Origin of the sequence: Gymnodinialimonas mytili, from assembly GCF_037544085.1 — a bacterium.
Taxonomy (GTDB): domain Bacteria; phylum Pseudomonadota; class Alphaproteobacteria; order Rhodobacterales; family Rhodobacteraceae; genus Gymnodinialimonas; species Gymnodinialimonas mytili.
The window spans coordinates 62,781-86,900 of the sequence record NZ_JBBIFW010000004.1; the positions used below are offsets into that span (position 1 = coordinate 62,781).

27 protein-coding genes are annotated in these 24,120 nt (G+C 61.6%); 6 read left to right on the forward strand and 21 right to left on the reverse strand.

The genetic code is table 11. From position 1 onward, the window contains the following. Window positions 1-38 precede the first annotated feature (38 nt). Complete coding sequence (locus V8J82_RS16665; RefSeq protein ID WP_339976778.1) at window positions 39-953, forward strand: fatty acid desaturase; 915 nt, start codon at window positions 39-41, stop codon at window positions 951-953. A gap of 76 nt (window positions 954-1,029) precedes the next feature. On the opposite strand, the gene V8J82_RS16670 is transcribed toward V8J82_RS16665, so the two are convergent. Both V8J82_RS16670 and V8J82_RS16675 read right to left on the reverse strand, forming a co-directional pair. After that, entirely contained in the window at window positions 1,030-2,895 is a 1,866-nt protein-coding gene (locus V8J82_RS16670) for an ABCB family ABC transporter ATP-binding protein/permease (protein WP_339976780.1), read from the reverse strand. A gap of 69 nt (window positions 2,896-2,964) precedes the next feature. Continuing rightward, entirely contained in the window at window positions 2,965-4,401 is a 1,437-nt protein-coding gene (locus V8J82_RS16675) for a LysM peptidoglycan-binding domain-containing protein (RefSeq protein WP_339976782.1), read from the reverse strand. A 144-nt stretch (window positions 4,402-4,545) separates the two neighbouring features. Between V8J82_RS16675 and V8J82_RS16680 the strand changes: the two genes are divergently transcribed. Beyond that, a complete protein-coding gene (locus V8J82_RS16680; RefSeq protein ID WP_339976784.1) occupies window positions 4,546-5,085 on the forward strand; it encodes an LOG family protein in 540 nt (179 codons plus the stop codon). Here V8J82_RS16680 and V8J82_RS16685 read toward each other — a convergent pair. Next, on the reverse strand, window positions 5,065-5,442 hold the full coding sequence (locus V8J82_RS16685; RefSeq protein WP_339976786.1) for a GNAT family N-acetyltransferase: 378 nt from the start codon (window positions 5,440-5,442) through the stop codon (window positions 5,065-5,067). The two genes, V8J82_RS16680 and V8J82_RS16685, sit on opposite strands and share 21 nt — an antisense overlap. A 367-nt stretch (window positions 5,443-5,809) precedes the next feature. Here V8J82_RS16685 and V8J82_RS16690 point away from each other — a divergent pair, with 367 nt between their 5' ends. Continuing rightward, the gene (locus V8J82_RS16690) at window positions 5,810-6,457 is read left to right on the forward strand and encodes a protein-S-isoprenylcysteine O-methyltransferase (RefSeq protein ID WP_339976788.1); all 648 of its coding nucleotides are present in this window, start codon (window positions 5,810-5,812) and stop codon (window positions 6,455-6,457) included. Between the two features lie 136 nt (window positions 6,458-6,593). Here the strand turns inward: V8J82_RS16690 and V8J82_RS16695 are convergent, their stop codons facing one another. The 9 genes from V8J82_RS16695 to V8J82_RS16735 form a co-directional block, all read right to left on the reverse strand. Beyond that, window positions 6,594-7,193, reverse strand: coding sequence for a superoxide dismutase (locus V8J82_RS16695; RefSeq protein ID WP_339976790.1), 600 nt, complete (start codon window positions 7,191-7,193; stop codon window positions 6,594-6,596). 84 nt (window positions 7,194-7,277) lie between these two features. After that, entirely contained in the window at window positions 7,278-7,622 is a 345-nt protein-coding gene (locus V8J82_RS16700) for a hypothetical protein (protein WP_339976792.1), read from the reverse strand. Window positions 7,623-7,723: 101 nt separating this feature from the next. Then, on the reverse strand, window positions 7,724-8,236 hold the full coding sequence (locus V8J82_RS16705) for a sarcosine oxidase subunit gamma (protein WP_339976794.1): 513 nt from the start codon (window positions 8,234-8,236) through the stop codon (window positions 7,724-7,726). Continuing rightward, complete coding sequence (locus V8J82_RS16710) at window positions 8,229-11,213, reverse strand: sarcosine oxidase subunit alpha family protein (protein WP_339976796.1); 2,985 nt, start codon at window positions 11,211-11,213, stop codon at window positions 8,229-8,231. The genes V8J82_RS16705 and V8J82_RS16710 overlap by 8 nt, the downstream gene beginning before the upstream one ends. A 19-nt stretch (window positions 11,214-11,232) precedes the next feature. Continuing rightward, a complete protein-coding gene (locus V8J82_RS16715) occupies window positions 11,233-12,003 on the reverse strand; it encodes a hypothetical protein (RefSeq protein WP_339976798.1) in 771 nt (256 codons plus the stop codon). Beyond that, a complete protein-coding gene (locus V8J82_RS16720; RefSeq protein WP_339976800.1) occupies window positions 12,000-12,323 on the reverse strand; it encodes a sarcosine oxidase subunit delta in 324 nt (107 codons plus the stop codon). The genes V8J82_RS16715 and V8J82_RS16720 overlap by 4 nt, the downstream gene beginning before the upstream one ends. A 138-nt stretch (window positions 12,324-12,461) precedes the next feature. Beyond that, the gene (locus V8J82_RS16725; RefSeq protein ID WP_339976802.1) at window positions 12,462-12,656 is read right to left on the reverse strand and encodes a hypothetical protein; all 195 of its coding nucleotides are present in this window, start codon (window positions 12,654-12,656) and stop codon (window positions 12,462-12,464) included. A gap of 168 nt (window positions 12,657-12,824) precedes the next feature. Further along, window positions 12,825-13,061: a hypothetical protein gene (locus V8J82_RS16730; RefSeq protein ID WP_339976804.1), complete on the reverse strand. Its 237-nt coding sequence runs from the start codon at window positions 13,059-13,061 to the stop codon at window positions 12,825-12,827. 385 nt (window positions 13,062-13,446) lie between these two features. Next, a complete protein-coding gene (locus V8J82_RS16735; protein WP_339976806.1) occupies window positions 13,447-14,691 on the reverse strand; it encodes a sarcosine oxidase subunit beta family protein in 1,245 nt (414 codons plus the stop codon). A 213-nt stretch (window positions 14,692-14,904) separates the two neighbouring features. Here V8J82_RS16735 and ccmI point away from each other — a divergent pair, with 213 nt between their 5' ends. From ccmI to V8J82_RS16750, 3 genes are read left to right on the forward strand one after another with little or no spacing between them, the layout of a single operon-like run. Beyond that, a complete protein-coding gene (gene ccmI / locus V8J82_RS16740) occupies window positions 14,905-16,137 on the forward strand; it encodes a c-type cytochrome biogenesis protein CcmI (protein ID WP_339976808.1) in 1,233 nt (410 codons plus the stop codon). Continuing rightward, window positions 16,134-16,619, forward strand: a complete 486-nt coding sequence (ruvX, locus tag V8J82_RS16745) for a Holliday junction resolvase RuvX (RefSeq protein WP_339976810.1) — start codon at window positions 16,134-16,136, stop codon at window positions 16,617-16,619. The genes ccmI and ruvX overlap by 4 nt, the downstream gene beginning before the upstream one ends. Then, window positions 16,616-16,852 carry a DUF1289 domain-containing protein gene (locus V8J82_RS16750; RefSeq protein ID WP_339976812.1) on the forward strand — a complete coding sequence of 79 codons (237 nt, stop codon included), beginning with the start codon at window positions 16,616-16,618 and terminating at the stop codon, window positions 16,850-16,852. The genes ruvX and V8J82_RS16750 overlap by 4 nt, the downstream gene beginning before the upstream one ends. A 21-nt stretch (window positions 16,853-16,873) precedes the next feature. Here the strand turns inward: V8J82_RS16750 and V8J82_RS16755 are convergent, their stop codons facing one another. The 9 genes from V8J82_RS16755 to sufC form a co-directional block, all read right to left on the reverse strand. Further along, window positions 16,874-17,503, reverse strand: coding sequence for a VPLPA-CTERM sorting domain-containing protein (locus V8J82_RS16755; RefSeq protein WP_339976814.1), 630 nt, complete (start codon window positions 17,501-17,503; stop codon window positions 16,874-16,876). A 92-nt stretch (window positions 17,504-17,595) separates the two neighbouring features. Then, window positions 17,596-17,787, reverse strand: coding sequence for a hypothetical protein (locus V8J82_RS16760; protein WP_339976816.1), 192 nt, complete (start codon window positions 17,785-17,787; stop codon window positions 17,596-17,598). Between the two features lie 82 nt (window positions 17,788-17,869). Continuing rightward, window positions 17,870-18,607, reverse strand: coding sequence for a hypothetical protein (locus V8J82_RS16765; RefSeq protein WP_339976818.1), 738 nt, complete (start codon window positions 18,605-18,607; stop codon window positions 17,870-17,872). Between the two features lie 2 nt (window positions 18,608-18,609). Continuing rightward, window positions 18,610-19,434 carry a sulfite exporter TauE/SafE family protein gene (locus V8J82_RS16770; RefSeq protein ID WP_339976820.1) on the reverse strand — a complete coding sequence of 275 codons (825 nt, stop codon included), beginning with the start codon at window positions 19,432-19,434 and terminating at the stop codon, window positions 18,610-18,612. 233 nt (window positions 19,435-19,667) lie between these two features. Then, window positions 19,668-20,888 carry a cysteine desulfurase gene (locus V8J82_RS16775; RefSeq protein ID WP_339976822.1) on the reverse strand — a complete coding sequence of 407 codons (1,221 nt, stop codon included), beginning with the start codon at window positions 20,886-20,888 and terminating at the stop codon, window positions 19,668-19,670. A 51-nt stretch (window positions 20,889-20,939) separates the two neighbouring features. Then, window positions 20,940-21,539, reverse strand: coding sequence for a Yip1 family protein (locus tag V8J82_RS16780; RefSeq protein ID WP_339976824.1), 600 nt, complete (start codon window positions 21,537-21,539; stop codon window positions 20,940-20,942). Next, window positions 21,536-22,039, reverse strand: a complete 504-nt coding sequence (locus V8J82_RS16785; protein WP_339976826.1) for a YIP1 family protein — start codon at window positions 22,037-22,039, stop codon at window positions 21,536-21,538. The genes V8J82_RS16780 and V8J82_RS16785 overlap by 4 nt, the downstream gene beginning before the upstream one ends. A gap of 7 nt (window positions 22,040-22,046) precedes the next feature. Beyond that, window positions 22,047-23,351 (reverse strand): SufB/SufD family protein, encoded by a 1,305-nt coding sequence (locus V8J82_RS16790; protein WP_339976828.1) that lies wholly within the window; start codon window positions 23,349-23,351, stop codon window positions 22,047-22,049. Then, a complete protein-coding gene (gene sufC / locus V8J82_RS16795) occupies window positions 23,351-24,106 on the reverse strand; it encodes a Fe-S cluster assembly ATPase SufC (RefSeq protein ID WP_339976830.1) in 756 nt (251 codons plus the stop codon). The genes V8J82_RS16790 and sufC overlap by 1 nt, the downstream gene beginning before the upstream one ends. Window positions 24,107-24,120 lie beyond the last annotated feature (14 nt).

Sequence of the window (24,120 nt, forward strand, 5' to 3'; positions counted from 1 at the left end):
GCCGCAGGGTCGCCCTTTGGCGTCATGGGCGTTAGCGTATGACCATGCAGCCCGGCACGCACACAGACATCCTTCGCCAAGTTCCACCCGACACACGCCGCCACCTGACCACGTTGCGCGACGGGCCGGGTCTGCGGCATCTGGCGGGACATTTCGGCCTGATCCTGGCCCTGGGAGGTTATGTGGCGGCCCAAGCGCCGCTTTGGGGCCTGGCGCTATGGCCACTTGGCATTGCACTCGCCTTCCTCTTCACGCTGCAGCACGAATGTACCCACCGCACACCGTTTAAAACGCCATGGCTGAACGAGATCATGGGTCACGTCACTGGGCTGATCCTAATGCAGCCCTTCCTGTGGTTCCGGGCTTTTCACATGGCGCATCACAAATACACCAATGATCCGGACAACGATCCCGAATTGGCCGAGGGCAAGCCCGACACGCGCCGCGCCCTTATATGGCATCTCTTGAGCCTGGCCTATTGGATCAGCAAGGCGCGGCTGCTTTGGCGCAACGCTATCGGGCCCGAACCAGCTTCCTATATCACTCGTCGCCAATCTCGTTTGATCCGAACCGAGGCCCGCGCCTACCTCGCCGCTTATGCGGCGATCACCCTGGTCATGGTCATGGTGGCGCCCTGGCTTTTCTATGTCTGGCTCCTGCCCCTCGTGCTGGGCTTTCCGGTGCTGCGGCTCTACCTTCTGGCGGAACATGATCGCTGCCCGCACGTGACTGATATGTTCGCCAATACCCGCACGACATTTACCAGCTGTGCGATCCGCGCTTTGGCGTGGAACATGCCCTATCATGCGGAACATCACGCCTGGCCCGCGGTCCCTTATCATCGCTTGCCAGACCTGCATGCCATCGCGAAACCGCATCTGAAGGAAATCGCAAACGGCTATGCAGACTTCGCCAAGGACAGCTGGAAGGCGGCCCAAACCCCACGCAGCTAACACGTTCGGCAGGCGCAGACGGCCTCTGCCCCGCTGCAATCTGGCGCCGATCCGCCAGCGCGTGGTCAGAAGACCGCTAGGCGGCATCCTCGTCGGCGGCCTGGCGATGCCAAAGCTGAGCATAGCGTCCATCAGTGGCCAGCAGCGCCTCGTGGCTGCCTTCTTCGACGACGATACCCTTTTCCAGCACGACGATCCGGTCGGCATCCACGATGGTTGAGAGCCGATGCGCAATGGTCAGAACCGTACGCCCCTCGCCCATGGCGCGCAGCTCTTGCTGGATCTCCAACTCGGTATCGGTATCCAAGGCCGAGGTCGCCTCGTCCAGAACCAAGATCGGCGGATCTTTCAGCAAGGTCCGCGCGATGCCAACACGCTGTTTTTCACCGCCCGATAGCTTGAGGCCCCGCTCCCCCACCGTCGTCTCATATCCATCCGGCAGCGACAGGATGAAATCGTGGATCGCGGCGGCCTTGGCGGCTTGCTCGACCTCGGCGCGGGTGGCGTCGGCCCGGCCATAGGCGATATTGTAGAAGATCGTATCGTTGAACAGGACGGTATCCTGCGGCACCACACCGATCTGCGCATGCAAGCTGTCTTGCGTGATATCGCGCAGATCCTGGCCGTCGATCTCAATCGCCCCTTCACCCACGTCGTAGAAGCGGAACATCAGCCGACCGATGGTCGATTTGCCAGAGCCGCTCGATCCAACAACCGCCACCGTCTGCCCTGCCGGAATATCGATATCGACACCTTTCAGGATCGCGCGGTTGTCTTCATAGCCAAACCGCACGCCTTTCAGCGAGACATGACCGCCCGTAACCTGCAACGGCTTGGCATCGGGCTTGTCCTTCACCTCTTGCGGCTGTTCCAGCAGGTCGAACATCTCACCCATATCCACCAGGGCCTGCCGGATCTCACGATAGACCGTGCCGAGGAAGTTCAACGGCATGGTGATCTGGATCATATAGGCGTTGACCATCACAAAATCACCAACTGTCAAATCGCCCGATTGCACGCCCATCGCAGCCAGCACCATCACAACGACAAGGCCTGTGGTGATCAGGATCGATTGACCAAAATTCAGAAACGCCAACGAATAGGAGGTTTTCAGCGCCGCGGCCTCATACCCTTCCATCGCGCTGTCATAGCGGGCCGCTTCCCGACCCTCGGCGCCGAAATACTTCACGGTTTCAAAGTTCAGAAGGCTGTCGATGGCCTTTTGATTGGCATCGGTATCCTGGTCGTTCATCTCCTTGCGGATCCGAACGCGCCATTCGGTGACGCGGAAGGTGAAGGCGACATAAGCGACAATCGTCACAACCAGCACCAGAAGGTAGGACAGATCGAACACAACCGCGAGGATAACACCGGTCAGAACCAGTTCCAGCGCCAGCGGCCCGATGGAGAACAGCAGGAATCGGAGCAGGAACTCGACCCCTTTCACCCCGCGTTCGATGATCCGGCTGAGCCCGCCGGTCTTGCGGCTGACATGGTAGCGCAACGACAGCGCATGGATGTGCTGGAATGTTTCAAGCGCCAATTGCCGCAGCGCCCGCTGTGCCACGCGGGCAAAGATCGCATCGCGCAGCTGTTGGAACCCCACATTCAGCGCCCGCGCCACGCCGTAGGCCACCGTCATGCCAACCGCGCCCGCGCCCAGCATCCAGGCGGCATCCGTGGCCTCGCCCGCCAGCGCATCGGTGGCCGCCTTGTAGAAAAACGGCGTCGTCACGGCGATAACTTTCGCCAGCGCCAGCATCGCCAGGGATAAGACCACCCGCTGTTTCACCCAAGGCTTGTCATCCGGCCACAGATAAGGCGCGACCTTGCGGATCGTGCGCAAGCCCGATTGACGCTGCGCCGCGTCTTCCGCCGTAGGGGCGTTGTTGGGCGCCGCGCTCTGATCAAGGGCGGAGTGAGCGGTGGTATCGGCTGGCATTGGGCTGGCCTTCTTCAAAGCGGAACGCTTTATCTAGGTCAGTGCAGGCCAAAGGGCCAGACTGCGGGGTCAGTTATCCTCGGCCGTCTGGGACAAATCGGGCAAGCGGAAGATCTGTCCGGGGAAAATCCAGTTCGGATCGCTGATCTGATCCTGGTTTTCTTCGAAGATCTGCACGTAGAGCAGCCCCTCGCCAAATGTCTGATCCGCGATCCCCCATAGCGTGAATCCCGGCTGTACGGTGATCACATCCACCCCCTGCGCCGCGGCCTGCTCGGGTGCGGCTGCGATCCGCTCGGGATCTTCCCGCAGAAAGGGTGTTTCCACCCGGCTCGCTTCACGCCCATCAGCGCCCAACTCTGCCACCGATAATGTGTAGGTGCCCGGATCCACATCGGGCAACTCCAGCGACCAGGCGCCGTCGGGGCCAACTTCCCCCAGTTGGATCGGAAGATTGTTGAGCGAGATCCGTAGATCCGCCTGGGCCGGTCCGCGGCCCGCCAGGATCACATCGCCCTCGACATTGTAGGAAATCGCATCGAGCAGCAGTTGGGTCTGAGCCTGGGGTTGCGCACCGCCCTGTGTGACGCGCACCCCATCGGGGCCGGCGATCACCAGGGTCGGCGCCTGTGGGACCTGCGCGGTCGGGCCAGTATCGGGCGCCGCGTCGGATTCCGCAGGGGCGGCTGCGACATTGTCTGGCGTCTCGGTCCCTGTATTATCTGCCATGCCCGAAGCGGGCGCTGCGGGCGCTTCTGCGGGCAGATCCGCCGCGTCGGAGCTTAGCGGTTCACCTGGATCTGGCGCTGTGGCATCGGCAATTTCGGGTTCAGCCACAGGTGCGACCTCAGTTGCCGGGTCGGTGGCGACCTGACCGGAGGCAATCGCATCGGGCGGCGGTGTCTCGTCGCCGGGCGGTGCGATCTGATCGGGATCTGGCGCGGGCAGTGCAAGCGAAGCCTCCGCCTCTGCGTCAGGGGTCGGTTCCAGCACATCCTCCGCCGCAGCAAAGGCGTCTTCTGCCCTGCCGCCAAACGGGGCGACCAAGACGGTCTCAGCCCCCGACACCTCCAAGCCCCCAGGCCCGCGACCGATGATCGTCAGGCTTCGCGGCCTATCCGAGGGCAAGACCGTCGCCAACGCCACGAAATCGCCATTTCGGTCAGGGATCGCCTCGGCCAGGAATTCGCCGTCCAACAGGATATCCAGCGACAGGGTCGTCGGGGATTGCCCGGCGATCACCGCCGCGCCATCGGGTGCGATCCGCACGACATCCAGTCGAGGCGCCTCCGGTGCAGGGTCGGCATCTGCCACGGGGTCTTCGGATTGCGGAACGGTCAAATTTGCGTCTTCTGTGCCCCCCGGTGCCGGGCCAATTGCCACCGGGTCCTCACCACCCGACCCCAGGGTCACGACGGCCACGGCGGCACCGATCACGGCGAGCCCTGCAACAGCAGCCAAGGCCACTGCCGGTCCGCCCGATCCAAACCGGGTCTTGAAACTCATGGCTTTCGCCCTCGCATGCCATCCCCCCGAACGCTGCGATCTGTGGGATCTTTGCCGTCCCTTTGCACCGATCACGTGCCGCTTGAGCCCGTCGATCAGCGCATCTATCAGGACCGATATGATGGCAAAGTGCAAGGTGCAGGAATGAAAACGCGATCACTCTGTGTTTATTGTGGATCACGGGCCGGTGCCGATCCGGCCTATGAGGCGGCAGCGACCGCGCTTGGCCATGCGCTGGCGGCGGAGAATATGCGGCTTGTCTATGGCGCCGGCGATATCGGGCTGATGGGGGCGGTCGCACGGGCGGCGCAGGCGGCAGGGGCCGAGACCTTTGGTGTGATCCCAACCCATCTTCTCAGTGTCGAGGTCGGCAAAACCGACCTGACCAGTTTTGTCGTGACCGAGACCATGCATGAGCGCAAGAAGGTGATGTTCATGAACGCAGACGCCATCGCGGTGTTGCCGGGCGGTGCGGGCAGTCTGGATGAGCTGTTCGAGGTTCTGACCTGGCGGCAATTGGGCTTGCATGACAAGACCATCCTGCTGCTGAACACCAACGGCTATTGGGATCCCTTGTTGGCCTTGCTGGATCACATCGTGGATCAGGGCTTTGCCGATGCCAGCCTGTTGAGCTTTTTCCAGACCGTTTCAGACGTGCCCGCGCTAATCGCTGCGTTGCGCTGAGGGCGTGCGGTCGGGGATCTTGCGCTTCTGAAAGCCGGTCTTCGTCCCGGCATAGCCCGCGGCGTGGTAGGTTTCATGCGCAGCCTCGTTGTGATTGCCGCTGACAATCATGATCCGATAGCAGCCTGCCTCCCAGGCCCGGCGCTCCGCCACGGCCAGCAGAGCCTTGGCGTGGCCCCTGCCCCGATGATCGGCATGGGTCACAACGTTTTCGATGAACGCGTAAGGTGCGCCCTGGCGGGTCATGTTCGGCACGATGATCAAAGTCACGGTTGCAACCGGCATGTCGCCATCGATGGCCAGCAACACGCATGATCCCGGATAAGCCGCCAAGGCCTGCAATCGCGCCTCCGCCACCTCCTGTGCCGCGCTATCCTCTTATTGGATCAGATGGCGATACAGCGCAAGAAGCGCGGGAATGTCAGAGCGGGTTGCGGGCCGATATCGAGTCATTGATTGCGAGAGTAGCCGACAATCACAAGCGATGTGAGCGCGTTGTCGTTCGCCCCGGGTGAGCGGCGCCCTGCGTAGAGCGATGTTCCAGCACGGCAGGCCAGGCGAAATCTCGGCTTTGCGGATCGACTGCGCTCACGGGCCCTTCGCGTCACGTTACGGCAGGGCGGCCCCAAGCCAGTTGCGAGTGACTCGCAAATGATGTATTGTGGAGAGATAAGCCAGCAACACGTCCCGCGAGCTTTTCCTGAAGCACTGGTGAGGAAGAATCGTGGTCGGCAAACTCATTCCATATCTCATTATCGCAGTGGCAACCGCCCTCGCCCTGTGGCGCGGCGCGCCATATGCCACAATCCCATTCATCGCCGCCATGCTGGCCTGGTACACGGCGCGCATGGCATTGACCGACACCACGCCCGCCACCATCAAGGAAGAGCGCGACGCAACGCGAGAGCGACCGTTGGCCGCGATCGTCGGCATTGGCATGATCTTCATTCCACTTCTCGCGCTGGCCACGCCGGTGCTGGATTTTGCCGCCTATGGAGCATTTCCCGGACAGCTTATCGCAGGTGCTTTGTCGGCACTTGCCGGGCTCTACCTGTTCTGGCGCTCCCATACCGATCTGGGATCGATGTGGTCGGCCCATCTGGAGGTCCGCGAGAACCATGCGCTGGTTACGCGCGGCATCTACAACCGCATGCGCCATCCGATGTACGCGGCGATCTTTCTGATCACGATTGCGCAGGCCCTGTTGCTGACGAATTGGCTGGCCGGGCCCGCGGGCCTTTTGGCGTTCACCTTGCTCTACGTCACCCGCGTGGGCCCGGAAGAGCAGATGATGGCGGATGAGTTTGGCACAGACTGGGAGGTCTATGCCGCCAGAACGCCCCGCCTTTTGCCGAGGCTTGGACGCGAATAGCGGGCTGTCTTGCCGCCGACCGCTCCCATCATCCGAAAACGTGCTGCACCCGTCGTTCGGCAGATCACTCAAAATACAGGGGCCTGCCAAGATCCCCTCCGGGCAGACCCCCATTCGTAAGCGTCACGTCCTTGGTTCACATGCGGCTGGCGACGTTTTCCCAGTTGACGAGGTTATCGAGGAAGTTCGACAAATAGGCGGGCCGCTTGTTGCGGAAGTCGATGTAATAGGAATGCTCCCACACGTCACAGCCCAACAGCGCGGTCTGACCAAAGCAGAGCGGGTTCACGCCGTTTTCGGTTTTGGTGACTTTCAGGCCGCCATCCGTATCTTTGACCAGCCAGCACCAGCCCGAGCCGAACTGACCTGCGCCTGCGGCGGAAAATTCTTCCTTGAACTTGTCGACCGAGCCGAAGCTTTCGGTGATAGCGGATTCCAGCTCACCCGGCATGCCCGCATCGCCGGGCCCCATCATCTCCCAGAACTGATTGTGGTTCCACAACTGGCTGATGTTGTTGAAAATTCCCGACTGCGCGACAGCGTTCGCGTCGTATGTGCCGGTGATGATCTCTTCCATCGATTTGCCGTCCCATTCGGTCCCGGCGATGAGCTTGTTGCCGTTATCGACATAGGCCTTGTGGTGCAGGTCGTGGTGATATTCCAGCGTCTCGGCGGACATGCCTTTGCCGGCAAGCGCGTCGTGGGAATAGGGAAGATCGGGAAGGTCGAATGCCATTTTGGCCCCCTGTCGTTTCAGTGTGGTGCGTTCGCATCACAAATGGAGGTCTCAGGGTGTTAACGTCAAGGGGCAGTCTGCGCATCACCCCCGCCGCTGACAGGTGCCGGAACCGGTAAACCTGTTGGAATACCCGCTGGGGCGCACGGTCACGTTCAGCGTATTGCTCGCACGCGCATGGACCAGTTGAAATTGAAGTGTGGCGCGCGCGCCGCCGAAGCCCCTGAAATTGGTGATCGAGAACGCCACGCGCGACCGGGCGCTGTCGCCACGCACGCGTGATTGATGTTGGCGCAGGCCATCGTGCCAGCCATGGGATATGGTCGCTGTGTCTCCAGAATAAGCGATCTGAAAATCCGGTGGGATGACGGCACCGACGCGACTTTGAAGCACGCAAATGTAGGTTTCAGCCGCAGCGGCGACAGGCATCAACGAAAGACAAGCGGCCAAGGCCGTGGATCGAACAGACAGCATGAAAATACCCGTAAATTGATCTGCACGTCCAACGCTAATTGCCGGTCAATTCCGGTTCAATAGAAACCGACGCTTGTGGCGGGGTCTGCGGATGTGACCAAGAGGTCATGCACATATTGGCCGACGGATCGGAAACAGATAACGCGAGCGCGCGTCTCTGTTTCCAGCCAAATAGCCGCCGGCACCTGAGCCAGACGCGTCCGCCGCATCTCTCCCAACGCCAAGGCACCTAAATCCGCTGGCGTCAGCTTTGCCAGTACGTCCCGATTGGTCCCGCCATCCAAGACAAATCCCACCCGCGCATCCGAAATGTCGACCGCCAAATGATGCACTTTCGCAAGTCTCTTCGATAGATCCGCGGCCACATCAGGTGCCGCCGCATGATCGCACAGGATCAACAGCTCATCAGGCGCCATCCAGGCAACCGACATGTCAGCCGTTTCGATCCGCCGCTGCGCTGGTACGGCGCAACCTGTCACAGCGTTGAGCGCCGCGCCCATGGCCAAGATATCACCCTTCAGCGCCACCATGCCCGTCGGGCCCATTTGTGTGACGGTCACATCAGACATTCTGCTTCTCCCCCTCCGGGTCGTAGAAGACCGGGCTGACGATCTTCGCGCGAATGGATTTGTTGCCCAAATCGACGAAATCCAAGATCTCGCCCATGCGGTTGGGCCCGTTATGCACCAGCCCCATGGCAATGCCGCGGCTGAGCGTGGGCGAGTAGTAACTCGATGTGACACGGCCCTCGGTCAGCGCTTGGCCATTGGCGGTTTTACCCTTGGTGACCGCCAAGATCGCATGGGGCAGCACCGAGCCGTCCAGCGTCTCCAACCCCACCAATTGCCACCTGTCCGGATTGTCCATGAAAGATCGCTGCTGAGCGCGTTTGCCCAGGAAATCGTCCTTCTTCTTGGAAATCGCCCAGCCAAGACCCAAATCCTGCGGGATCACGGTGCCGTCTGTCTCATCCCCGATCATGATAAAGCCCTTTTCGGCCCGCATCACATGCAGGGCCTCGGTCCCGTAAGGGGTCGCGTTGAACTCGGCGCCGGCTTTGTGCAGCGCCTCCCAAAAAGCGAGCCCCTGGCCCGCGGGAACGGCGATTTCAAAGCTCAATTCGCCCGAAAAGCTGATCCGGAAGATGCGCGTATCAAAACCACCCAGCTTGCCCTCGGCCATCGCCATGAACGGCAGCGCTTCGGCCGAGACATCCATGCCGCCGAGTTTTTCCAAGACCTTCCGCGCCTTGGGGCCGACCACCGCGATCTGGGCAAATTGCTCGGTCACATTGGCGGTGTAGACCTGCCAATCCCACCACTCGCATTGCAGCCAATCCTCCATATGCGCATGGACATGATCGGCGCCGCCCGACGTGGTGTGGCAGAGGAACGTGTCCTCATCCAGCCGCACCACCACGCCGTCATCCATCAGAAATCCGTTTTCCGAACACATCAGTCCGTAGCGGCATTTGCCCGGTCTCAGGCTGCTCATCATATTCGTGTAGAGCATATCCATGAATTTCGGCGCGTCAGGGCCTTTGACGATGATCTTGCCCAGGGTCGAGGCGTCCAGCAGACCGAGTGACCGCCGTGTGGCATCGATCTCACGGTTGACGGCATCCTCATGGCTCTCGCCATCCTGCGGGAAACAATAGGGGCGCCGCCAATGGCCAACGGGCTCAAAATACGCGCCACGCGCTTCGTGCCAGCCATGGATCGGGGTCCGGCGCAGGGGTTGGAAAATGTCGCCGCGCGCCTCACCGGCGATGGCCCCCATAGAGATCGGCGTGTAAGGCGGGCGAAAGGTGGTGGTGCCCACGCGCGGTATGTCTTCATCCAATGCTTCAGCAAGCACGGCGAGACCGTTAATATTGCTTAACTTTCCCTGATCCGTCGCCATACCGAGTGTGGTGTAGCGCTTTGTGTGTTCGACGCTTTCATAGCCTTCTTGTGCGGCCAGGGCGACGTCAGAGACCTTCACATCGTTCTGGAAATCCAGCCACATCTTGGCGCGTTTCTTGGGCCCCGCATCGGCTGGCATCACCCAGACCGGCGCAAGAGGCGCCTCATGGGGCGCGTCTATCGCGGGTGGATCGCACGGGAAACCCATGCCGTTCAGCGGATTGGCGATCTGAGCCACACATTCACCAGCCCAAAGCCCACCCGCGGCAGCGCCGATACAGGTGACGAACCCATCTCCGGTCTGGTTGGTGGGTGGGCGGTTCGTGTCTGGCGCAAAGCAGGCCTGCTGCGCGTCCCAGGTCAACTTGCCGCCACAATGGGACCAGAGATGCACAACCGGTGACCAGCCGCCCGACATCGCTACGGCGTCACAGGCGATTTCCTCAAAACCGCCATCATCCGCCCCATGAGCTTGCACCCGGACCGAAACGACCCTGTTCAGCCCTTTCACCTTCGAGATCGCCGCGCCCGTCCGGATGCGGATCCCATTCGCGCGGGCCTCAGCGGGCAAATCGCCATCGGAGGTCTCACGCGGATCGATGATGCAAGCCACCTTTATCCCGGCGCGATGTGCCGTCAGCGCCGTGCGATAGCCATCGTCGTTGTTCGTGACCACGACCACGTTGTCCCCCGGTGAAACGCCATAGTTTACGATGTAGTCGCGCATGGCCGAGGCGAGCATGACGCCCGGTTTATCATTACCCGGGAAGCTCAAGGGCCGCTCAATGGCGCCGGTGGCGGCGATCACATGCCCAGTGCGAATGCGCCACAACCGGTGCCGAGGGCCGTCCGGGTCGGTCAATTGCTCATAGCCCAACACATAGCCATGATCGTAAATGCCCGAAATCTGCATCCGCAGCCTCAGATGCACGTTCTTCATCTTTTCAAGGGCTTCGATGATGGTGTTAATCCAGTCTTCTGCTGGCCCCCCCTCGATCAGATCGCCATCCACCGGGGCCCGCCCGCCCCAAAACGCACTTTGTTCGGCCAACAAAACACGCTTGCCCGCGCGCCCGGCGGCCAGCGCCGCCATCAGCCCCGCAATACCGCCGCCTGCGATCACCACATCCAGATGAGCGTAGAAATGCTCGTAGGTATCAGGGTCGCGCGTTTCGGGGTCCGGCGCGGCGCCCAGACCCGCTGAGTTGCGGATAAAGGGCTCGAACACGTGTTTCCAGAACGGGCGCGGAAACATGAACGTCTTGTAGTAAAAGCCAGCGGGCAGAAACCGCGCGACCAGTGCGTTGATCGCGCCCACGTCGAAATCCAACGACGGCCAATGGTTCTGGCTGCGCGCCTCAAGGCGGTCGAACAACTCGGTCGTGGTGGCGCGTTGGTTGGGCTCGTGGCAGTCCTTGCGGCCAAGATTGACCAAGGCGTTGGGCTCTTCCGCGCCGCTGGCGACGATGCCGCGCGGGCGGTGATACTTGAACGACCGGCCTACCATCATCTGATCATTGGCCAGCAAGGCAGAGGCCAGCGTGTCGCCCGAAAATCCACGCATCCACCTGCCGTTGAAGGTGAATTTGACACTGCGCGACCGGTCAATCAGGCGGCCGCCTTTGGATAAACGTGTGCTCATATGCGATATTGTCCCAAGATCACTCTGACCATCTCCGCAATGTTTGCTGAGCTTCATCCGCAGCCAAATCCAGCGCGACGTTTTCAACAAAGGCTTGGGTGGCCGCCAAAAGCGTCAGATGGAGCGCGGCCAATTCCTGCTCTTGGGTCGCACTCAGCTCGATGAAGCCGTCGGCATTGCGTTCCTCAACCGGCAAGTTCAGGATCCGGTGCATGTCCAGTTCGATAAACGACATATCGCCATAGACCCGTTTCGGGTCGATGGCCGGGCCCGGCCACATATCGAAGGAGAAATAGATATCCTCGGCGATTTCGTCATGGGTCCAGCGCCATTGCACGTCCCGCAGCAGCCGAATATGTGGCTCGGTCAGCATCACCTGCCCCTCCGCATCAAACCCGGCCCGCTCTAACGTCATGTCACCATAGCCGCTGACCCGATCCAGCACTGCCTCGGGTGTCGTGTTTTGCAACCGATACCGCCCGGGTTCGATCTGACCGTAAAAGCTGGCCAGCCGCAGCAACGGCAGCAGATCCAGCCAACCATCCAACAGCGTCTGTGGGTCGCCTGCGCCAAGTGCGGCACCAACGGCCTCCCACGGGGCGGCATCGACCAGCGGTGCTTGTCCATCGGTCATGGGGGCGCCCGCCTCTGCGCCGTCGAGCTCAAAGCGCAATTGCCCGATCAGCGGTAGAAGACGCTCCGGCGATGGGGTCATCACGGTGCTTTCCCGCTCGTAGCCGGGATTGATCAGCATATCGACCTGCGCGTCTGTCAGGGCAGGACGGCTCATGTCTCCGGGCTCCAACCCGGGCGCTTGGCTTTGATCGCGTCTATGATCTCGGCGGGCGGCTCGGTCGTTTGGGCGGAATATGTGCCGAAGACCTCAAGCGTGGCGGTGTCGCGGGCGGCCAGAAACCATTTGCCGCAGCCCATCGCATGGCGCCAGCGTTCGAAATGCACACCCCGCACATTGGAGCGCAGGAACAGATAAGCCTCAAAATCGGCATCCGAGGATCCAGGACCAAACCGCTTCAGATGCGCCTCACCGCCGGGTGCAAGCTCGGTCTCACAGGCGGCGATCCCGCAGACGGGACAAGTCAGTGTCAGCATAGCGGGATCTCCTGGTTCATCGGTCCGGTCATTGCCTGCATGTTGGATACACACGCCGCCGGAACGCAAACGGCCACGCCCTCGGAACAGAGGGCGTGGCCAATAGAAACATGATGACTTGGATGTGACGGCTCGGTGTTATTCGCCGCCCTCTTCAACGGACCCTTCCAACGCAGCGCCGCCTGGCAACTCAATACGCAGGTCGGGTTCGTCGGCGGCAAATCCACCGCCGAAGACAACCCATGCCAAAACGCCAAGCGCCACGACGACCCCGCCGAGGATGAAGGCCAAACCGGAATTGCTGCCGGAAGATGAATTGGTGTTGTCAGCCATGGATACAGCTCCTTTTCCGTTATTCTCCGACGAACAACGGGGCGAGCGTGGGATCGGTTCCATGGGGGCGCGAGATTCTGCCGGACGTCCCTACCACCGCGCCAAACGCGACAGGCCCCCGCCCGGGTCGTGAAACCCGACGGAGGCCCGTACCGTGAGTGGATGGGTTTATTCGGTTGGCACTGCCGGAACAGCGGGCGGGGCCGTTTCAACGGCCGGTGCCGTTGCGCCACCTGCGGCTTCTGGAGCGGTGACGCCACCATCTCCGCCGCCCATGAACACCATCGCGAGGATAAACAGCGCGAAGATGCCGCCAATGAAAAGTAGAGCGCCCCCGGCACCGCTACCGGATCGGTTCGGCGGTGTGTAATCGAAGGCCTTATTGCGATACTCGTAGTCAGCCATGGGAGTTCCTCCTGTAAGGTGGGGAACTCTGGCAACAGCCGGGGCCATGTCTCAATGAAATGGTTAACGCGCGCTGAGCTTGCGCTAAATCGGGCCGATCTGGACCTATTGTGTTGGCTAAAAATAGCCAAGTCCCGCCGAAAACTGCCCCTGTGCAAGATCTCGCCAGCGTTTCGCAGGGCCATCTGCGTGATCTCAACGATACCGAAACCGGGCTCTGGCCTGATGAATCCCGCAAGCGCCTTGTCCGTTGAGCGGGGATGATTCGGTAGATACGCCATAGGCATAGGGCCAAATGCACGCCCTCGAATATCGCCCCGCGCGGCATGGCGAGCTGCTGCGCCACCGCTTGCAGAGCAATTTGTCAAAGACAGATTATGCGCCCTCAATGCGCCACCCCCGCCGCCACGCTTTCGTCGATGAACCTGCCTTCGCGGAACCGCTCCAGCCCGAATTCCGCGGTCAAGGGCGAGTGGCCCTTGGCGATCAGCTCGGCAAAGCCCCAGCCCGAGCCTGGAATGGCCTTAAAGCCCCCCGTCCCCCAGCCACAATTCAAGAAGACGCCGTCAACGGGTGTTTTCGACAGGATGGGGGACCGGTCGCCCGTCACATCCACGATCCCGCCCCATTGGCGCAGCATCTTCAGCCGCGACAGCATGGGAAAGGTCTCGATCAGCGCACGGACGGTTTCCTCGATATGGTGGAACGATCCGCGTTGGGTGTAATTGTTGTAGCCGTCTGTGCCGCCGCCGATCACCATCTCGCCCTTGTCGGATTGGCTCATATAGCCGTGGACGGTGTTGGCCATCACAACCACATCCATGATCGGCTTGATCGGCTCAGACACCAGCGCCTGCAACGCCACTGATTCCACCGGCAGACGGAATCCCGCCATTTCGGCCAGCACACCGGAATGGCCCGCCACCACGACACCCAGCTTCTTGCAGCCGACAAAGCCCTTGGTGGTCTCGACCCCGGTGACCGCGCCATTGTCGCGTGTAATCCCCGTCACTTCGGTCTGCTGGATGATATCCATCCCCATATCCGAACAGGCCCGCGCATAGCCCCAGGCCACCGCGTCATGGCGCGCCGTGCCGCCGCGGGGCTGCCACAGGGCACCCAATACAGGATAGCGGGGACCGTCGATATTCATGATCGGGCACAGCTTTTTGACCTCGGCCGGTCCGATGAATCGCGTCTCGACGCCCTGCAGCGCATTGGCCTGGGCGGTGCGCAGATATCCCCGCACCTCGCCCTGCGTCTGGGCCAACATCATCACGCCGCGCGGACTGAACATGACATTGTAGTTCAGATCCTGGCTGAGCGTTTCATACAGGGATCGGGACTTTTCGTAGATCGCAGCGCTGGCATCTTGCAAATAATTCGACCGGATGATCGTCGTGTTTCGCCCGGTATTACCGCCGCCCAGCCAGCCTTTCTCGATCACTGCGACATTGGTGATCCCGAAATTCTTGCCCAGGTAGTAGGCGCTGGCCAGCCCATGCCCGCCCGCCCCCACAATCACCACATCGTAGCTGGGTTTGGGTGTTGGCGACCGCCACGCGCGCTCCCACCCCGAATGGTGGCGCATGGCTTCTTTGGCGATCGCAAAGGCGGAATATCTGCGCATATCGGGCTCCGATCCTGTCCTATCTGATGTGCGGTAGGATGCTGGATGACAGGATACTCAGCGCGACGAAACAGGTGCAATTTGCGACCTTGGCGCATCTTGTCGCGGCCAGACCCACACGGATGTGAGGGTTGCGGCCCGGTGCCGTCTTTCGTTTGACCTTTCGGGTGCTTATGTCAGGGCTGGACACGGAGGAGAGGATAAACGGTGCTGGTGTTTTGGATTGCGTCAGGCGCGCTTTGCCTGGTGGTCGCCGTCATGGTTGTGCTGGCTGCGCGCCGCCCAACGAATATTGAAGCCCCGGCAGCCGCCTACGACCTGCGCGTCTACCGAGATCAGCTGGCGGAAATCGACCGCGATGTTGCCCGCGGGATTGTCACAGAAGACGAGGCCGAGCGCGCCCGCACCGAGGTCAGCCGCCGCATCCTGGAGGCCGACCGCGCCTTGCAACGCGAAGGCCATGACAATCAGGCGGGCAAGTTTGGGCTTATGGGCATCACGGTGGCGCTTGGGATCAGCCTGGTGGGCGCCTTCGGCGTCTATTCGATGATCGGCGCGCCTGGCTATGCCGATCTGCCCTTGGCGACGCGGATCGACATAGTGGAAACCGCCCGCGCCAATCGCCCGGACCAAGCCACCGCCGAGGCACAGGCGCCTCAACGCCCGCGCCCCGAGGTCGACCCCGAGCGGCTGGAATTGGTCGAGCAATTGCGCGGCGTGATGGAATTGCGCACCGGCGATGTCGAGGGCCTGACCCTGTTGGCCGCCAATGAGGCGATGCTGGGCAATTTTCGCGCCGCCCACAACGCGCAATCGCGATTGCTGACCCTGTTGGGCGAGGACGCCACCGGGCGCCATTGGATCGACTATGCCGAGATGATGATTTTTGCCGCCGGGGGCTATGTCTCGCCCGAAGCCGAGGAGGCGCTGCTGCGCGGGCTTGAACTGGAACCGCGCGACGGCACGGCCCGCTATTATGCTGGCGAAATGTATGCCCAGCAGGGGCGCCCCGATCTGGCACTGCCGATCTGGTCAAACCTTCTTGGGGAAAGCCGCCCCGATGCGCCATGGGTCGAGCCCATTCAACTGCAGATCAGCTCTGTCGCGCGCGCGGCAGGCGCTGCCTTCGATCCGGCCGCCCTGCCTCAACCCAGCGGGCCGACCGCCGCCGATATCGCCGCCGCCCAAGGGCTCAGCCCCGATGAACAACGCGAGATGATCGAAGGCATGGTCTCAGGCCTCGCCGATCGCCTGGCGACCGAAGGCGGCACGCCGCAGGATTGGGCGCAATTGATCACAGCCTATGGCGCGCTTGGCCGCAGCAATGCCGCCCAAATCGTCCATGACGACGCGCAAAGCGTCTTCGCCGACGCCCCTGAAGCGCTAGCGCTGATCGACCGCGCCTTCCGCGCAGCCATGGCGCAGGCCGGGCAAACACTGGAATGATTTACGATCGTATCGAAGATTTTGCCGCCGCCCTGCCGCCGATGCCGCCGCTTCTGGGTTTGGATCTGGGCACCAAGACGATCGGCGTGGCGCTGTCGGATCGGCTGATGTCCTCGGCCAGCCCATTGGAGACGCTGAAACGTCAGAAATTCGGTATTGATGCCGATGCCTTGTCGACATTGGCCCGGGCCCGCGATGTGGCGGGGCTGATCCTGGGCCTGCCGCGCAATATGGATGGCTCCGAAGGGCCCCGCGCCCAGGCGACGCGTGCCTTTGCGCGCAATCTGTCCGGACGCCCTGATTTTGTCGCCCTGCCGATCACCTTTTGGGACGAACGGCTGAGCACTGTGGCCGCGGAAAAAGCCTTGCTTGAGGCGGATACCACCCGCAAACGTCGCGCTGAGGTGATCGACGCTGTCGCCGCGGGCTATATCTTGCAAGGGGCGCTCGACCGGTTGCGCCATTTGAGGGAACAGGCATGAGTGACGATATCTGGAGCCGCGACGAGGTCGAGAGCCCCTGCGTGAAGATCTGCGTGATCCACCCCGAATCGCGCCTATGCACCGGTTGCCTGCGCTCCATCGATGAAATCACCCAATGGTCGCGTATGGCGCCAGAAGCCCGGCGTTCGGTCATGGCGACCCTTCCGGACCGCCGCGACCAATTGCAGAAACGGCGAGGCGGGCGCGCGGCACGCCTGAACCGCGCGCCCTAGGCGGGTTGCCGGGGCCACGTGTCAAACGCGCTTGCGCCGGGCCATCCAACCCGCCCCCCCGAGCGCTGCCAGCAGCATTGGCAGGCTCGCAGGCAAAGGCACCGGGGCAATCTCGGCACCCCCGATCACCAATTGCAGATCAAGCGCGTCGCGCCGATTGCCGCCGAAAAACGATGTGGTGAAGGTCTGGCCCAATCCGCCTTCATCGAGATCACCGATATCGATGCCCTCAACCGTCAGCACCCCGGACCATGCCACCAGATCGCCAAGGTCAAAAGCCAGGTCACGATTGCCGTCGACACCGATACCAAGATCATCCAGGCCGGTATTGTCATCATCGATCAAAATGGCATCGATGTTGCGCAACTGAGTGTCCACCGAGATGACGGCATTTCCAAATACAGCCCCACCGTTGTCGGGGACATCAAAGGAATCCACATCCGTGAAATCTCCAAGATCGAAAAACTGCTCAGCGCTTTGAAACGTATCATCTGCGCTGAACCGACCGCTGTCGCGGGCAACGGCGCTCCCGGAAAACGTCCATGTGGTGAAACCCGAGCCAATCGCACCATCGACATTAATGACCAACGAGGCGGCGGCGGGTGAGACAAACGCGCCCAAAAGCGCCGCGGAAAGAAAGACGTGTTTCATAAAATGCATCCTTATTCTGTCAAAAAATAGGGCCGGGTATCGCGGATATGGCTGCGCGCCGCCCGAAGGAGAACGGCGCAATCAAGGTTGGATCAGCGTGCGATGGCGTCGAAGGTCCACGCCAAGCCCGACATCGAGGCGGGCCAGCCATTTTCGGGCATGAAGCTCAACTGGATCTCCGGCATCCGCCATGCGGCGGGTGCTGGCACGTCACTGTCCAGCGCCGCCGCGGCAGGCAGGATGATTAGCATGATAAGGGCGGTTGCAAGGGTCAGCGGGCGCATGGGAGCCTCCGAAACAATCTGTGTTCGGATGGGTTACGCCTGGGCAGCCGGAATTATTCTCAACGCGCCAGGTTTTTCCCGGCTAGGCGTTCAGCCAGCGCTCAACCTGCTCAAAACACGGACGAAAATAGGCGATGGCCCGCCCCGCCGGATCAGCCCTGCCCCCCTCGGCCCAGGGCGCAACACCGTGGATCAGATGACGGTGTAGCAAGACCGTCTCCCCCACGCGCAATGGCAGGGCACGCCGTCGGCAGGTCTCAAACACCTTCGCCCGGGCCGCCTGATAGGCCTCGGTTACGTCCAGATCGCCCCATGCGCCGGGCGGGATACCCTCGAAGATCTGCGCGAATGCGACCCCGATCACATGATGGCTCCCTTCCCAGATGACCAGCGGGGCGGCCTGCGCATCAGCTTCTGTGAGGGCGATGCCCAGGATCCAGGCATGGGGCTCGCGCAAATGCCGCCGCCGCCCCGGGCCCTCGGGCAACAGCCCGTCCAGATGCGCCGCATCGCGATTGCGCCGGAACCGATGGGCGGCCTCGCTCTCCTCAGGATCGCGCCTGGGATATCCGGGATGGACAACCGAGATCTGCGCCGGATGCAGCGGCATCGCGCCCGCCGCCCGCAACGCCGCGCCGCCGAAGGGCGGACCATCGCCCACGCGCCCGGCCGCATCGTTCGGCAACGCATCGACGCCAACTTGCCAGGTCCCGCCATGGCGCAGCGGCTCGTCATGGGCCAGCGCAGCGCTGAGCGCCGACGCCACCCAGTCCAAAACCACAGGCTCCGGCGGGAAAACCTGCCAGCCGCTATCGCGCATGGTTAAAACCCCAAAGCGCGGCGCAGCATATTGGCCGCCATGATCAGGATAAACACCGCGAAGACCCGCTTCAGCGGCTTGGGATCCATCGCATGGGCCAGTTTCACACCCAACGGTGTGGTGATTAATGTCATCGCCACCACGACCGCGAAGGCCACCAAGTTGACCTGCCCCAATGTGAAGGGCGGACGCCCGTCGCCCTCAACGGGCAACAGCAGAAATCCCATGACCGACGGCACCGCGATAATCACACCAAAGCCCGCCGCGGTCGCCACGGCCCGGTGGATCGCCTGCCCGTAAAGCGTCATCAACGGCACCCCGAAGGACCCGCCACCGATCCCCATCAATACTGACAGAAAGCCCAAGGTCGGGGATGTGACCGCGCGTCCAATCCCGCCGGGCATAGCGTCGCCCAACCGCCATTCAGACCGGCCAAACGCCATGTAAAGACCCACCGCGATGCCGAGAACGCCGAAAATGCCCATCAGCACCTCGTTGCGTAACCCACTGGCCACCACCACGCCCAACGCCGCGCCAATGGCAATGCCCGGCCCCCAGGCGCGCAGGATCTCCCAATCCACCGCCCCCTTCTTGTTGTGGCCCAAGACCGAACGCACAGACGTCACGATGATCGTCGCCAGGGACGTGGCGAGGCAAATCTGCATCAGCCCATCGGTGGAATATCCCAAACCCTCGAAGGCAAAGAAAAAGGCTGGCACCAACACGATGCCTCCACCGACCCCCAATAGGCCCGCAATCACCCCCGCGATCCCGCCAATCGCCAGGATCAACACCAACATCGGTAGAAGCTCTGAGAATTCCGGCATGTCCCCTCCATCCGTCGACGCGCTCTACCGCGCCTTGCCGCGAGGTGGAACCCCTCCCTGTCTCCCACTGGCCCCCAAATACCCAAAGAACAGATGCAACGAGGCGCCAAGTTCACAGGTGACGCGCAACGCTCCCGCGCCGACAGCGCGGAAAGCGACGGCGCGCCGGGCCCAAAATGGGACCTGCAGCTCTGCTGCCATGTCCTATGCGGGAGAGCCTCGTTTTGAAATATTTACGCGAAAAGCTCGTGGCAAAGCTCCAGAGCGTCCACCAATACATCCACCTCGTCACGGGTATTGTACATCCCGAAAGAGGCGCGCGCGGTGGCATTCACACCCATATGCTCCATCAAAGGTTGCGCACAATGATGTCCGGCCCGTACGGCCACACCCTTCTTGTCAAGCACCGTAGAGATATCATGGGCATGGGCCGCGCCCGCCATCGTGAAGCTGAAGATCGCCCCCTTGTCCGCGGATTTTCCCTGCAGATTCAGCCAATTCAGCCCCTCTAGACGAGTTCGCGCATAGGCTGTCAGATCACGCTCATGGGCGGCGATCCGGTCCATACCAACGCCCATCATATAGTCGAGCGCCACGCCAAGGCCGATCTGTTGCACGATGCCGGGCGTGCCCGCCTCAAACTTCATCGGCGGGTCGTTCCAGGTCACCTGATCGCGATGCACGTCGCGGATCATGTCGCCGCCGCCCATAAAGGGCCGCATCTCGTCCATCCGTTCGCGTTTGATATGGATCGCACCCGAGCCTGACGGCCCATAAAGCTTATGTCCCGTGATCGCGTAGAAATCTGCGCCCAGATCATCGATATTCACCGGCATATGCACCGCAGCCTGGCTGCCATCGAGCAGCACGGCGATCCCGCGCGCATGGGCGGCCTCAATGATCGGCTTTACGTCAAAAACCGTACCCAGCACGTTCGACATATGGGACAGAGCCACCAGCTTGGTCTTCGGCCCCATCGCGTCAATCACTGCCTGCGGGTCCAGATCGCCATTGGCATCTACATCCACCCACCGTAACACCACGCCTTGGCGTTCGCGCAGGAAATGCCACGGCACGATATTGGCGTGGTGTTCGGCGATGCTGAGAATGATCTCGTCGCCCGCCTGCATCCGGGGCATTGCCCAGCCATAGGCGACCAGGTTGATGCCCTCGGTGGTGCCGGAATTCATCACGATTTCTTCGGCATCCTTCACACCTAGGAACCGCGCAATTGTCTGACGCACGCCCTCATATTTCTCGGTCGCCAGATTGCTCAGGTAGTGCAGCCCGCGATGCACATTGGCATATTCCATCGCATAGGCCTGGCTGATCGCATCAATCACCACCTGCGGTTTTTGTGCCGAGGCCCCGTTGTCGAGATAGACCAACGGTTTTCCGTTTACCTCTCGCGACAGGATCGGGAAATCCGCGCGGATCTTGTCGATGTCATACATGCGGCACACTCCAAGTGCTCGGGCGGTCACGCCCCAAATCGTTCGGATAGGTCATGTAGGCTCCACCGTGACGATGCCCAGCAGGCTGAGAACCAGACTGATCACGAATATGATCGCTATGAAGCTGACCAGGGTCATCACAAACACCGCGCCCAGGGATTGGAACCCGTGCAGCACCGCGATGAAGTTCAAAAACAGCCACAGGAACAGGCCCAAGGCCAAGGTCATGACGATGGCGCCCAAAGGCGGCAGCACCAAGGTGGTCAGCAGCATCACGACCTGCACCAGCAGAAAGACAAATTGTAACCACGTCATCAGGGCCAAGGCGCCCAGGAACTCGCCCTGCCCGCCGAAAAGCCGCCCGATATGGGTGATCGCATGGACCACCAGAAACAAGGATGCCGCTTGTACCAGACCCATGACCAAGGTCGGCTGCCCGGTCAGTGGACCGTCATCCAATGGCCCCAGCATCAGGCTGGCCAATTCGCCCATGATCAGCGAACCGACGATAATGATGGAGAAACACAGCCACACTGCGCCCGCCGGCATTCCGCGGGCGGTATCCAGGATCACGCGGCCACCGCCTTGCGGATCCATCACGGTCGCGCGCGCCATGCCCAACAGGCTGCGCAGGTTCAACACATCTGTCACGCCGCCGCCCCCTCGGGGTTGCTTTCGGCCTCGCGCAGGCAAATGCTCCAGAAGGTCAGAAATGCGCCCAGAACGATCACGCCCGCGATCTGCTGGCCCGGCCCCGGCCCCACAAAGCCCGCCACCAAACCGTAGAAGAGCCAAGCGGGGGTGGAGGCCAGAAGGCTCCAAAACAGAGCCAGCCGTGCGGTATAGAACGTCCCGCGCCCCTTGAAGGCCCGCGCGATCAGGTGCGTCAGGCTGCCAATGCCGTAAAGCAAGAGCGGCCAAACCAGCATGATCCCGAAAAATGTTGTCGCCAGTTCGGCCTGAAACGGCACCTCGTCGGGGCGCAGGGTGTCTTCCCGCGCCAGGCGCGGCAATTGTGCCACGAAGATCAGCGCACAGGCCCCGAAGAGGAATGCCAAAGCGCGATCCTCCCGCTGGCCCATGGTCAGCAGCTTGCGCATCACCGCACGTGGGCGCCGCCACGTGGCCATCATGTCGGTCGAAACGCTCATAGTTGCTTCAGCCCAGACGCCGCCTTTCCAGCCATTCGGCCAATCTTGCGGTAATGTCGTCGCGCAATGCGTCATTGTCGATCTCTTCGATGGCTTCGGCCAAGAAGGCCAGTACCAGCAGATCCGTCGCAACATCCGTCGGCACACCGCGTGAGCGCAGATAGAACAGCGCGTCTTCATCAATCGCACCGGTCGTGGAGCCATGCGAACAGATCACGTCATCGGCGTAGATTTCAAGTTCGGGCTTGGCTTGGAACGAGCTGTCATCGTCCAGCAGGAGCGATTGGCTGATCTGATAGCCATCGGTTTTCTGCGCGCCTGCTTTGACCAGGATCTTGCCCTGAAACACGCCCTCCGCCCCGTTGCGCAGCACTTTCTTGAAGACCTGACGGCTTTCGCAATCCACGGCGTCGTGGGTGATGAACACCGTGTCGTCGTGGTGGAAGGCGCCATAGGCGCCGTCGCCGAGCGCCGCACCCGCGACATGGGCGGTGGCGCTATCGCCAATGATTTCAATCACATGTTCATTGCGCGTCATCACGCCGTTGGCGGTGGTGGTAAAGCTTTTGTACAAAGCCTCCGCCGCCACGCGGGCGAACATGTGGCTGACGCAGCGGCGTTCATGGTCACGGCCCTGGGCGCGCACATGGTGGAACGCGCCACCTTCGGCCACGTCGATCTCCATACATTTGTTGAAGCGCGCCGCGGCGGGTCCGACCTCTAGCAAGGTCAGCTCGGCGACGGGCTCCACCCGCACCAGATGGTGCAGGATTGCATCCGAACTCTCGTCGCGGTGCAGGTAGATCAGCGCGACGGGCTTTTCCGCCTTGCCAGTGGCCCGGATCACCACGCCATCGCTGGCAAAGGCCGTGTTCAACGCCGCCAAGGGCCGCGCGACAGGATCCTGACCCGCGGTTTCACGCGCGCCGTAAAGATCCTTCGCCCAATGGATGTCTTTAGACAGCGCATCGCTCAGACGCTCAATCTCAAGCCCTGCCAGGCTCAGATCATCCGATTTATCAGGCGAAAACACCCCATCGACAAAAACGATCTTCAATCGGTCGATGTCCTGGAACAGCGGCACATCATCGCCCGCCGAGAACACCGCCGCCCGAGGTGCGACAGCCTGGGTCAGGCTGCTGGGATCGGTATAGCGCCAATATTCATCACGTTTTGTCGGCAGGCGCATTTCGCGCAGTCTGGCCAATGCCCCCTCGCGCGCGGACATCGCCCACGCGGCACCACCTTCGGGAAAACTCAGCCCCTCCAACCGTGCATCGGTCACATCCAGTTTTGTGGCAGCCTGAGCCATCACGCCACCTCCGCCAGGATATCGGAATAGCCGTTTTGTTCGACCTCAAGCGCCAGTTCCGGCCCACCGGATTTCACGATGCGCCCATCGGCCATGATATGCACCACATCGGGTTTGATATGATCAAGCAGCCGCTGATAATGGGTGATCACAAGGAACCCGCGCCCCGCATCGCGCAGTGCATTCACGCCTTCGCTGACAAGCTTCATCGCGTCGACATCCAGGCCGGAATCCGTTTCATCCAGAATGCACATCTTGGGCTCAAGCATGGCCATCTGCAGGATCTCATTGCGCTTTTTCTCACCGCCCGAGAAGCCCACATTGACCGGACGCTTCAACATATCGGCATCGATTTTCAGATCCTTCGCCCGGGCGCGGATCAGCTTCAGGAAATCGCCTGCGCTGATTTCCTCTTCGCCGCGCGCCTTGCGTTGCGCGTTCAGAGCCGTGCGCAGGAAGGTCATGTTGCCGACCCCGGGGATCTCCACCGGATACTGAAATGCGAGGAACAGACCCGCCGCCGCCCGCTCTTCCGGGTCCATATCCAGCAGGTCTTCACCTTCGAGAAGAGCCGAGCCGTCGGTCACTTCGTAGCCATCCTTGCCCGACAAGACATAGGACAAGGTGGACTTGCCCGAACCGTTGGGACCCATGATCGCATGGACCTTTCCGGCCTCTACCGACAGATCGACACCCTTCAGGATCTGCTTGTCTTCTTCTTCAAGTTTGACGGCTAAGCCTTTGATCTCAAGCATCTCTTGTCTCCGTT